The organism is Flavobacterium sp. YO12, from assembly GCF_004119495.1.
In the GTDB taxonomy this organism is placed as follows: domain Bacteria; phylum Bacteroidota; class Bacteroidia; order Flavobacteriales; family Flavobacteriaceae; genus Flavobacterium.
This window is the reverse complement of record NZ_NRQU01000002.1, coordinates 1-11,990: the sequence shown is the minus strand read 5'-3', so window position 1 is coordinate 11,990 and position 11,990 is coordinate 1. Positions and strand designations below refer to the sequence as shown.

Annotated in this window: 10 protein-coding genes; 8 read left to right on the top strand and 2 right to left on the bottom strand. The window is 32.4% G+C overall.

Features of this window, described 5'->3' with window-relative positions; all coding sequences use genetic code 11:
* The first annotated feature begins 144 nt into the window (after positions 1-144).
* From BOW55_RS00705 to BOW55_RS00685, 5 genes are all read left to right on the top strand, one after another.
* A complete protein-coding gene (locus tag BOW55_RS00705) occupies positions 145-2,619 on the top strand; it encodes a TonB-dependent receptor (protein WP_129022549.1) in 2,475 nt (824 codons plus the stop codon).
* A gap of 62 nt (positions 2,620-2,681) precedes the next feature.
* Complete coding sequence (locus BOW55_RS00700) at positions 2,682-3,014, top strand: hypothetical protein (RefSeq protein WP_129022548.1); 333 nt, start codon at positions 2,682-2,684, stop codon at positions 3,012-3,014.
* Positions 3,015-3,028: 14 nt separating this feature from the next.
* A complete protein-coding gene (locus BOW55_RS00695) occupies positions 3,029-3,331 on the top strand; it encodes a hypothetical protein (protein ID WP_129022547.1) in 303 nt (100 codons plus the stop codon).
* Positions 3,332-3,334: 3 nt separating this feature from the next.
* A complete protein-coding gene (locus BOW55_RS00690; protein WP_129022546.1) occupies positions 3,335-4,885 on the top strand; it encodes a PepSY domain-containing protein in 1,551 nt (516 codons plus the stop codon).
* A 64-nt stretch (positions 4,886-4,949) separates the two neighbouring features.
* A complete protein-coding gene (locus tag BOW55_RS00685) occupies positions 4,950-6,068 on the top strand; it encodes a PepSY domain-containing protein (RefSeq protein ID WP_129022545.1) in 1,119 nt (372 codons plus the stop codon).
* Positions 6,069-6,100: 32 nt separating this feature from the next.
* Here the strand turns inward: BOW55_RS00685 and BOW55_RS00680 are convergent, their stop codons facing one another.
* Both BOW55_RS00680 and BOW55_RS00675 read right to left on the bottom strand, forming a co-directional pair.
* A complete protein-coding gene (locus tag BOW55_RS00680) occupies positions 6,101-6,448 on the bottom strand; it encodes a toxin-antitoxin system YwqK family antitoxin (RefSeq protein ID WP_129022544.1) in 348 nt (115 codons plus the stop codon).
* A 211-nt stretch (positions 6,449-6,659) separates the two neighbouring features.
* A complete protein-coding gene (locus BOW55_RS00675) occupies positions 6,660-7,652 on the bottom strand; it encodes a TlpA disulfide reductase family protein (RefSeq protein WP_129022543.1) in 993 nt (330 codons plus the stop codon).
* A gap of 156 nt (positions 7,653-7,808) precedes the next feature.
* Between BOW55_RS00675 and aspS the strand changes: the two genes are divergently transcribed.
* From aspS to BOW55_RS00660, 3 genes are read left to right on the top strand one after another with little or no spacing between them, the layout of a single operon-like run.
* Positions 7,809-9,557 (top strand): aspartate--tRNA ligase, encoded by a 1,749-nt coding sequence (gene aspS / locus BOW55_RS00670; protein ID WP_129022542.1) that lies wholly within the window; start codon positions 7,809-7,811, stop codon positions 9,555-9,557.
* 7 nt (positions 9,558-9,564) lie between these two features.
* A complete protein-coding gene (locus BOW55_RS00665; RefSeq protein ID WP_129022541.1) occupies positions 9,565-11,427 on the top strand; it encodes a hypothetical protein in 1,863 nt (620 codons plus the stop codon).
* Positions 11,427-11,837, top strand: coding sequence for a hypothetical protein (locus tag BOW55_RS00660; protein ID WP_129022540.1), 411 nt, complete (start codon positions 11,427-11,429; stop codon positions 11,835-11,837). Before BOW55_RS00665 ends, BOW55_RS00660 begins: the two co-directional genes overlap by 1 nt.
* Positions 11,838-11,990 lie beyond the last annotated feature (153 nt).

The window sequence follows — 11,990 nt, the reverse complement described above, 5'->3', positions numbered from 1 at the left end:
TAAATCTTGCTTATGGTGTTAATTTTTTACAGAAATGGAAATTTTAATCTTTAAAAAAGATTTAATTTAGAATAAATAAAAATAACTTGTATAGTTGCTTATCAGTGTTTAAATTTGCGCTATTAAAATCAATTCTAAATAGTAATGAAATATAAATTCACAATTTCTCTTTTGAGCTTTTGTTTTTTTCTTCTAGCAAGCGTAACTATCTCAGCCCAAGAAAAAGCAACTGTAAAGGGAAAAATCACAGTAAGCAGCGACGATTCAGCAGAAGCAATTTCAATTGCTTTAAAAGGAACCAGATTTGGGACAATTACTGATGAAAACGGTAATTATAAAATTAAAAATGTAAAACCAGGAACATACACTTTAAAAGTTTCGGCTGTTGGATATTCATCAACAGAGAAAAAAATAACAGTTAATGTAGGTGAAGAGCTGACAGCAAACTTTAACATCACCTCAAACTCTGAAGAATTAACTGAAGTTGTGGTAAATGGCAGAAAAAATCGTTTTGTTCGTAAAGATAACCAACAAGTATCAAGATTACCTCTTAAAAATCTTGAAAATCCACAAGTATATACTACGATTACAGGAGAATTATTAAAAGAACAAGTTGTAACTAATTTTGATGATGCTTTAAAAAATGCATCTGGTATTACACCGCTTTGGGCCGCAACAGGACGTGCCGGAGACGGAGCCGCTTATTACTCTTTAAGAGGATTCCCGGTTCAGCCAACAATGGTTAATGGTTTACCTGGTTTAACAAACGGAAGTTTAGATCCAGCCAATATTGACAGAATTGAAATTATCAGAGGACCATCAGGAACTTTGTTTGGAAGCAGTTTGATCTCTTACGGAGGTTTAATTAATACCACTACAAAAAGACCTTATAAAACATTTGGAGGAGAAGTAAATTACACAACCGGGAGCTATGGTTTACACCGTGCAGTTGTAGATTTAAACACACCTCTTAATGATAAAAAGACTTTAAACTTCAGAGTAAATTCAGCTTACAGTAAACAAGAAAGTTTTCAGGATGCAGGTTTCAAAGAATCTTATTTTATAGCACCTTCGTTATCTTATGAAGTAAATGATAGATTATCATTCTTAATGAACACTGAATTTATGAGCAGCGAAGCTACAAACCCAACTATGTTGTTTTTAGATAGAGGGAATCCATTAAGAGTTCATAATATTAAAGAGTTAAATTACGACAATAAACGTTCTTACACGAGTAATGAACTAACAATGAAAACTCCATCATACAATATTCAGGCTCAAATGAATTATAAACTTTCTGAGCAATGGAGTTCTCAAACTGTGTTTTCTACGAGTTCAGCAAAATCACAAGGAAATTATACTTATTTATACGAAGGTACAAGTAACCCTCTTTTCAAATCACTTAAAGATGGAATTGTATTAGGCAGACAATTTACAGATCAGGACAATCAAAATATAACAACAGATATCCAGCAGAACTTTAATGGTGATTTCAAAATTGGAAATTTCAGAAACAGAATCGTTGTAGGCTTTGATTATTTCAAAAGAACATCTTCTGATCGCAGTTCAGGATATGTTGCAAATGGTCTTGTGTACATTGGAAATGACTTACAAACGTTTAACAACATTATTGGAAAACAAACAAACGGAGATTCTGGAGATTTAACAAAAGCAGGATCAGACGCTCTTATTGCAAACAGCCCAAGAAATAACAATAACACAAAACAAGAAGTTTATAGCGCTTACGTTTCTGACGTCATCAACTTTACACCTGCATTTTCTGCAATGTTAAGTTTACGTGCTGACCGTTTCATGAATGCCAAAAATGAAGGATACAACCAAACTGCTTTTTCTCCAAAATTAGGATTAGTGTATCAGCCAATTTTAGACAAAGTTTCCATTTTTGCTAATTACATGAATGGATTCGTAAATGTTGCTCCGGGACAAAACCGTATTTCGAATGTAACAACACCGGTTATATTTAATCCTGAGCGTGCCAACCAATTTGAAGTTGGAACTAAATTGAACCTGTTTAAAGACAAACTATACGCTACTTTCAGCTATTATGACATCCAAGTTTCTGATAAAGTTTATGTAATAGAAACTCCTTATATAGATCCTGCAGATCCAACAGCTGAATTGCCAAACGATCAGACTTCATATCAAAATGGAGCTCAGAGAAATAAAGGTTTTGAAGCAGAGTTTGTTGCAAACCCAATTAATGGTTTAAATATTGTTTTAGGGTACAGTTATAATGATGCTGTTTTAACAAAAGGAGATCCGGATTTTGTAGGTCACAGATCTGAAGATTCAGGACCAAGAAACCTGGCAAACCTTTGGGCTAGTTACAAATTTACAAACGGGTTACTTAGAGGTTTTGGTTTAGGCTTTGGAGGAAATTATGTTGGTGATAACATGATCATGAACAGAAATCTTGCAGGAACATTTACAATACCAGCCTATACAGCTTTAAATTCATCGCTGTTTTACAATGTTGAAAAATTTACAATCACACTTAAATTAAACAACATTACAAACAAAGAAATATATGATGGATGGTCAACAGTACATCCAAAAGATGCCAGAGCTTTGATCGCAAGTTTCTCTTATAGATTCTAATAAACAAATAACAAAACACCTTTCGGTTAAAGAGAAAGGTGTTTTTTAAATTCTATGAAATTATGATAACAATAGCCAGTCTTATCGTTTTTTTAGCTTTTTATACACTTTATTACACCTCAAAAAGAGCCGTTTTATCTTATGATTTAGGTTTTGAAAAATGGATGAAAAAAAATCCAAAGCAAACCAAAATTACCGGATTAGTTCTTTTAGTTACTGCTTATGCCATTTGGCTTATTACTCAATCTTTTGGCTGTGGCACCTTAATGTTTTTTATTCAATTAATGACAATTGGAAGTCTGATTATCATTCTTGCACCATTAAAAAAAGTAAACAGCAAAGCACTAATAGCTGTACTAATTATTATTGCTCTATTAGAATTTTATTATTATTAAACCATAACTAACCAATGCCAGCAAACTCAAAATATTTAACCCCTGCATTTTGGCCGCGTTTTGCCAAAATAACTGCCGCAATACTTGGCGGTTATCTTGTTTCTACAACATTTCATTTAGCATTAGCATCATGGTTTAGTCGCCCTGAAGTATTAATGACAATGGCTTTTAGCGGATTCATACTTTGGGTTGTTTTAATGGTTATTGCATTTTTAGCAAAAAGCGGATGGAAAATCTGGGGCATTTACATTTTACTTTCCTTAGTTTTTTCTCTACTTATTTATCTTGGTCAAACCTATAACCCAGCAGTGCAATAACCCATGAACAATCGTCACTATAATATCTATTTTCATACACATACTGTCAGCGGTATTGTCATCAGCGTTGTACTTTTTGTGATCTTTTTTGCGGGGTCCTTTTCTTTTTTTAGAGATGAAATCATCAATTGGGAAAGAAGTGAATCTACCGCTGTTACAAGCGAAATCAAATTAGACTACAATAGCGCATTAGAAAATCTTGACAAAAAACACGTTTTACACGGAAGAAATATTACCATATCTAAACCATCTGTTCAAAATAGAGTCGCGGTTTATATGGAAGGTACCAAAGATACTTTGGCTCCAGCCAAACAAAAAGAAGGATCATTCTTTTATCTAGATACTAAAAACTTTAAATCATTCACTTACGACGAATCATATTCTTTAGGAGAATTTTTGTATCGTTTGCATTTCTTGGCACAGATTCCTTATCCAGTTGGATACTATCTTTCAGGATTTACAGCTTTGTTTTTCTTATTTGCAATCATAACAGGACTTTTACTGCATTGGAACAAAATTGTCTCTAACTTCTATATTTTCCGTCCAAAAGAAAAATTAAAAACGTTATGGACAGATGCTCATACAGCATTAGGAATGATCGGACTTCCCTTTCAATTTGTTTATGCTGTAACAGGTGCATTTTTTATGATTAAACTTCTAATTGTCGCGCCCGCTGTAATGGCATTATACAAAGGCGATCAGGATAAATTATACAAAGAATTAGAATATAACGATCCTGATTATAAATTCGATAACAATAAATTAGCCTCACCTTTTGACATCAATAAATTAGTTGTTAAAGCAAAAAACAACTGGTCTGATTTTGAGATTACACGAGTATTTATTCAAAATTACGGCGATGCAAACATGCACGTTTTAGTAGAAGGCGAATTACCAAATCATAAAAAATTTACTGGAATTGGAAAAGTGGTTTACCGTATTTCTGACGGAAAGGAAATTGCCAGAAAAAATCCAGTTACACAAACCACTTACATTGATGTTGTAAAAAATGTTTTATATCGAGTTCATTATGGCGACTACGGAGGTTATGCCTTAAAAATAGTAAGCTTTGTTCTAGGTATAATAACTTGTTTTGTAATTATTTCAGGAGTTATGATTTGGCTAGTTGCCAGACAAAAAAATAATCTGCCCGAAAAGAAAAGACGTTTTAACGCAGCTGTTGTTCGCATTTATCTGGCCATTTGCTTAAGCATGTACCCAATCACGGCACTTGCTTTTATCGTGGCAAAAGTTTTTTACCCATTAACTAAGGACAATCTTTTTCTTGTTTATTTTGGGGGATGGTTATTGCTTACCATATTCTTTATCATTAAAAAGAATGATGCCTTTACCAATAAATCATGTCTTATTTCAGGAAGTATTTTAGGTTTTTTAATTCCAATTACAAACGGAATTGTTTCTGGAAATTGGTTTTGGAATTCGTTTATGGAAAATAAAATTCAAATCTTTTTCATTGATGTTTTCTGGATTGTTCTAGCTTCCATAACTCTTTATACGGCTTATCATTTAAAACCTAAAAAAGCGACAGTTTAAAAATTAGCTTAAATAATTTGTCACCTATAGATTTTGCGTATACTTTTACGTTTTTAATCAAAAAATGGGATTTACAAAACAAATACGTTTTTTACATAAATGGCTCGGATTAATTTCCGGGCTTATTGTTTTTATTGTTTGTATTACGGGTTGCATTTTTTGTTTCCATGACGAAATAAAAGACATTACTCGAAAAGAATGGCGTTTTGTTGAGCCGCAGAATAAACCTTTTTTGATGCCATCGGTTTTGCAGCAAAAAGCAAAAGAAATTGTCCCGAAAAACAAATCGAGCATGGTTTCTTACTACGGACAAAATCGCTCGGCTATTGTTTATACGTATTCTGATACTGAAAATTTATATCTCTATTTTAATCCATACACTGGTAAATATCTAAAAACCGAGAACCCAAAAACTGACTTTTTTATTATTGTCGAATATATTCACTTGTATTTATTACTGCCTGATTATATTGGAAAACATATTATTGGCGTTTCGACAATTATTTTTATTCTGTTATTAATTTCTGGAATAATTCAGTGGTGGCCTAAAAGAAGAAGCGATATTAAAAGAAGTTTTACCATAAAATGGTCTGCAAAATGGCGTCGTGTTAATTATGACTGGCACAATACATCTGGTTTTTACATTGCATTGATCGCTTTTATTCTTGCCATAACTGGTTTAACATTTACATACGAATGGGTTGGCGACGGAATATACAAAACCTTTAATTTTGGAGGCGACAAAGCAGTTGAAACAAAAGCGCCCATAATCGATACAACAAAATTTAACTCTAATTCAATCACAGCGGTAGATCGTGCTTTTATTCAAACCCTAAAAATGCAGCCAAAAGCCGAAATGCTCTTTGTAACGCTTCCGCAGCAAAAAGGAGACCTCATTAACACAGGAGCATATCCGCATACATTAAGATACGATCATCAAAGCAATTACTACTTTCATCCTTATGATGGAAAATTAATTCAAAGCGATCCATATCATACCAAAAGCTTAGGTCTGAAAGTTGTCGAAATGAATTATGGCATTCATACAGGACAAGTCTTAGATTTACCTGGAAAAATTATTGCTTTTACCGTCAGTCTAATTGCTTCCGCGCTCCCCGTAACAGGCTTTGTGATTTGGTTTGGAAGAAGAAAAAAATCTAAAAATAAAAAAACCGCTCATTAGAAGCGGTTTCTTATAAATTGCTAGAAACAAAATTAGTTTCTATTTGCTAAAGCATTTTTCTGTAAGTTTTTAACTGAGCTAACTTTATTGTCAACATAAGCAACTTCGCTTAAATTGTTTTCATTAAAGAAAATCCATTTTCCAGTTTTCACTCCGTCTGTGTATTCTCCAACGGCTTTTTTATGTCCTTTTTCGTCATAAGATACCCAGACACCGTCTAATTTACCATCCTTAAAGAAGCCTTCTTGTTGAACATTGCCATTATCATAATAATAAATAGCTTTTACCTTGTTCCCAACAGCTTCTAATTCTGGTTTTGCTTCTTGTGCCACTACTATTCCAGTGAACAATAGCGCCGCTAAAATTATACTCTTTTTCATATCTTTAGGTATTAATGTTTTCGAAATCTTTATCAAATATACTTATTTGTTTACATTAAAAAAACTTTTACTTAACAATTTGGTAACATTGAGTGAAAACTTAACATTGGAATTTTACCTAAAACAAAAAAACCAGCGCTCAAGCACTGGTTTTACTGGTATTTTGATCAAAAACTAAAATTACGATAACGATGTAAATTTAATCCTTAAATTAATTTAATAACGAATCTAATTGCTTTTGAAGGTCTGGAGACGAAGGTCTTTCAGCATCAGAACTCACAATGTTTCCTTTTGGATCAATCAAGATAAATCTCGGAATTCCCATTACACCATAATTAACAACAAATTCAGATTCCCAATCTTTATCAGCAAACAATTGTACACCACCAAGATTTTTATCTGCTACAAACTTTTTCCATTTTTCATTGTCTTTTGCTTTATCGATAGAAATACTCACAAACTCAATATTTTTTCCATGATATTTCTCTTCAATTTTTTGCAGGTAAGGAATTTCGGCTCTGCATGGCGCACACCATGTAGCCCAAAGATCAATATAAACATACTTCCCTTTTAAATCAGATAGTTTTGTTTTTCCTCCCTTATAATTTTCATAATCAAACTCTGGAGAAGGCTTACCGATAAGTTTATTTGCTTTTGCCGTTCTTTCATAATTCTCAACTGCGAATTGATTAAAACGTTCAAAATTACTTTTCATTGCAGTAACAAATTCGGGATCAAAATTTCCTTTCTCTAAACTTTCAACATCAGTCTTTTTCTTAGCTTCTAATATTGCTGCAAATTCAGCAGGTTCTTTAGAGAACGCTTCCTCTAGTTTTTCATTTCTTAAAGCTTGCTGCGCTAAAAAATTACTCTCCTCAACACCTTTACCGCTGAAAACAATAGTTTCATCAAATTCTTTGGCATTCATGGTTAAGTTTACCTCAGAATTTGGTTTCAAATATAACCTAGACGATTCAGTTCCGTCTGAAAACACATAAAATCCTTTTGGCGCATCAAAAGAAGCCGCAAAAGTTTCCTTTTTGTTAATCGGAATAACTTGTTTAAAATTATCTTTTCCTCTAATAACAAGAGTGTCACTATTTCTATTCGCAATTTTGGCTGTAAATTTTATTTGATTTTTGGATTGTCCAACAACACTTAAAGTGCCAAATATCAACAGACCAGTAACAAAAAGTTTTTTCATAGATATTTATATTTGTTTTTACTGATTCAAATCTAAAGAAATTACACATCAAAATTTTAGAATTAACAAAATTTTTAAAATTTATAAGCATCAAGTTATCACTTTACTATATTATTTTGTTTTTTGTGTTTACTTTTGCAATCTAAAATTGAGATCATGTATAGAAGTCATAATTGCGGCGAATTAAACGCTTCAAATATTAATACCGAAGTTACACTTGCGGGCTGGGTTCAAAAATCACGCGATAAAGGATTTATGAATTGGGTCGATCTACGCGACCGTTATGGAATCACACAACTTATTTTCGACGAAAGTCGTACCGATAAAACCGTTTTTGAATTAGCTAAAACTCTTGGCCGTGAATTTGTAATTCAGGTAAAAGGAACTGTAATTGAACGTGAAGCTAAAAACAAAAATATTCCAACTGGTGAAATCGAAATTTTAGTTTCTGAATTAACGATTCTAAACTCTGCTTTAACGCCTCCATTTACTATCGAAGATGAAACTGACGGTGGTGAAGATATCAGAATGAAATACCGTTATTTAGATATCAGAAGAAATCCTGTAAAAAACAGCTTATTATTTCGTCATAAAGTAGCGATGGAAGTTCGTAAATATCTATCTGATTTAGATTTCTGCGAAGTTGAAACTCCTTACTTAATCAAATCGACTCCAGAAGGAGCGAGAGATTTCGTTGTACCAAGCCGAATGAACGAAGGACAGTTTTATGCATTACCGCAATCTCCGCAGACTTTCAAACAATTATTGATGGTGGGTGGAATGGATAAATATTTCCAAATTGTGAAATGTTTCCGTGACGAAGATTTACGTGCAGACCGTCAGCCGGAGTTTACTCAAATTGACTGCGAAATGGCATTTGTTGAGCAAGAAGACATTTTGAATGTTTTTGAAGGTTTGACAAGACATTTATTAAAAGAAATTAAAGGCATTGAAGTAGAAAAATTCCCAAGAATTACCTACGACTATGCTATGAAAACATATGGAAATGACAAACCAGACATTCGTTTTGGGATGAAGTTTGGTGAGTTAAATGAATTTGCACAACACAAAGAATTCCCTGTATTTAATGCAGCTGAATTAGTGGTGGGAATTGCTGTTCCAGGAGCAGGAAATTATACTCGTAAAGAAATCGACGGATTAATTGACTGGGTAAAACGTCCGCAAGTTGGAGCGTCAGGAATGGTATATGTAAAATGCAACGAAGACGGAACATATAAATCATCTGTAGATAAATTCTACGATCAAGATGATTTAACAAACTGGGCAAAAGCAACAGAAGCAAATCCTGGAGATATGATTTTTGTACTTTCTGGTCCAGCAAACAAAACCCGTGCTCAGCTTTCTGCACTTCGTATGGAATTAGCAACTCGTTTAGGTTTACGTAAACCTGAAGAATTTGCTCCATTATGGGTTGTAGATTTCCCATTATTAGAACTTGACGAAGAAAGCGGTCGTTACCACGCCATGCACCACCCATTTACATCTCCAAAACCAGAAGATATGGCTTTATTGGAAACAGAACCAGGAAAAGTGCGTGCAAATGCTTACGATATGGTTTTGAACGGAAATGAAATTGGAGGAGGTTCTATTCGTATTCACGATAAAGCGACACAACAGTTAATGTTTAAATATTTAGGATTTACTGAAGAAGAAGCAAAAGCTCAATTTGGTTTCTTAATGGACGCTTTCCAATTTGGTGCGCCGCCTCATGGAGGTTTAGCTTTTGGATTGGATAGATTGGTTGCTATTTTAGGTGGTCAGGAAACGATTAGAGATTTTATCGCCTTCCCTAAAAATAATTCAGGACGAGATGTTATGATCGATGCTCCTGCAGCAATTGACGACGCACAATTAAAAGAGCTTTCAATTAAATTAGACCTCTAAAAAAATAATGATAAAAAAAATCTTTTTATTGCTTTTTGTTGTAAACTGTTTTGCACAAGGCCCAAAACAAGTCTTATATTCATTTTATGATTGGAAATATCCTAAAGTAAAAATAGAAAGCAATAAAATAGGTGTTATCATAGAAGATCCCACAGAACGCGGCGTAATAGACAATCAAGTCTCTGCCTATGCGATTCGCAATCTTAGTTTAAGAAATTTAGAAATAGTCGCTCCAACACAGAGCGACTATTTGTTATTTATACAACCCATCAGCACGTATCTTGATACTAAAGTAGAAAAAATAACCAATGGCAATGACATTAGTTATATTGGTCAAATCGTCTTTACTTCAAAGCTAAATTTTACAATAAAACGAAAAAACGAAGTTGTTTACACTAAAGATTTTAACTCCTCTCAAGTTATCTCAGAGGTAAGTGCTTACAACAACTTCAGTATTAAAACAGAAGAAATTGCAAACAATCAGATACAATTACTTCTTAAAAATTCGAGCGGAACAATTAACCAAAATTGTTACGACCTTTATAACAAAGATGTTTTGTACAATTTTTTCAAAGAAATTAAAGAAACTATTGATTTTACCAGAATTGAAGAAACCCTTCCTCTATACAAATTCAAAGACGATAATCTTGACCAAATAAACCAATCTGTGGATGCTTTTGAATTTACCAGAAATTTAGAAGACACAGATGAGAACTATCTTAAAATAAAAAATCTCCTTGAGGAAAAAATAAAATTTTGGGAAAGTGAAGTTTCTAAATATGATGTAAACGATAAAAAAACCAAAAAAATTTATTGGGCTTTAATGGCAAATATCTCAACCAGTTACTATGCTTTGGGAGATAATGCAAAAGCTATAGAATTTAAAGACAAAGCACTACTTGTTGATTACAACAAAAACTATCGCTATTTAGCCGAAATGCCTGAGAAAAAAATCAAAAATATGGCTTTCTTATTGAATGCTGAAGGCAAAGCTTTTATTGATTTTGAAAAAAATGATTTTTCGAAAAAACAAAATTTTGATGCTGTTTACTTCACCAATAAAAAAGGCAACCTTCTCATTAACAGCAACGTTTCAGAACAAGAATTGGCTATCAAAAAAAATCGTATTGAAGTTATTTATAACGTTTTGGCGTGTTCCAAATTCTATGACTTTTTAGTAAGTGTAACTAACGATTTTAACGAAAAAGAACAAGATAAAAGTCTGTTTTTTAAAAACACAGACGCTTATTTTTTCAAATTAACAAAACGCTACGATGACTTAAGCAAAGAATTACTTGTTGCCGATTTGAAAAATTTTAATATAGATGAAAAAAAAACTATCCTGAAAATATCTAATAGTATCCACGATTTAACAGATGTATTATATAACAGATTAAAAGTATCTACTATTGATAACAAAGAATCTGAGTTAGCACAACTTGTACGTGAATTAAATAAGCTTTTTATACAACAAGCAGGAATTCTTACTGATTACGGGAGAAGCAGTAAAAAGCAAGATCTTCAAGACTTGACTAATATGGTCTTAATTAGCCAAAATAGAGTACTTTTAGACCTTCCTTATTTAGGTTTTCTGGCAGACGAACTTACCACTGAAGGACACAGCCAATACAAGGAACATCCAAAAATTTATCAATCTCTTTTTAAGCAGTATAAAAAAACCTTCAACAATTTGATGGGAAGTACTATTCTAAAAAATCTTCATGAGAAAGAGACCATTAAATTTGATGAAATTATAAATTCATTTTACATGCCGCTTTCCAGAGAAAAAATAGAGAATATCGATGTGAAATTTAAAAATCAATATAACAATCAATCTATATTGAGAATATTAATGTTATTCTCTAAGTAATGAAAAAAATAATACCCTTTTTAACCTGCCTTGCTTTTTGCAATTGCATATCAGTACCAAATCAGCCAGCAAAAAACATTGCTTTTGAAAAACAACAAGCTGACGATCAGGAAAAAGATTTTAATTTACAGGTTAAAACTATTTGCTTTTCTGAGAAAAACACAAACAAAGAAATTGAAATTGAATATGAACTAAAAAACAACTCTAAATCGACGGTTTTTGATCATAAATTAAAAACTTATAAATTGTTTTTTATTCTCAAAATGACAGACGGGCGAGAAATTGCAAAAGAAAAAACAATTTGGTCTATAATCCCGCCAAATACTGCAATAATCGAAAAAGAAAAAATATACGTCTCTGATTACGTTGTTCAATCTTGTTCCGCTACTCTTTATACAAAATACAAATAACTTAAGATTATTAAAATAAGGCATAAATTTTTATTAAAACCACTAAATATTTCTCTTTTTTACTTTTCAAAAAAGAGAAAAAACATACTTAAAAATAAAAATTCTTAAAATTTCAAATTCCTACAATCGACTCGTTTTTATATTCTTACAATT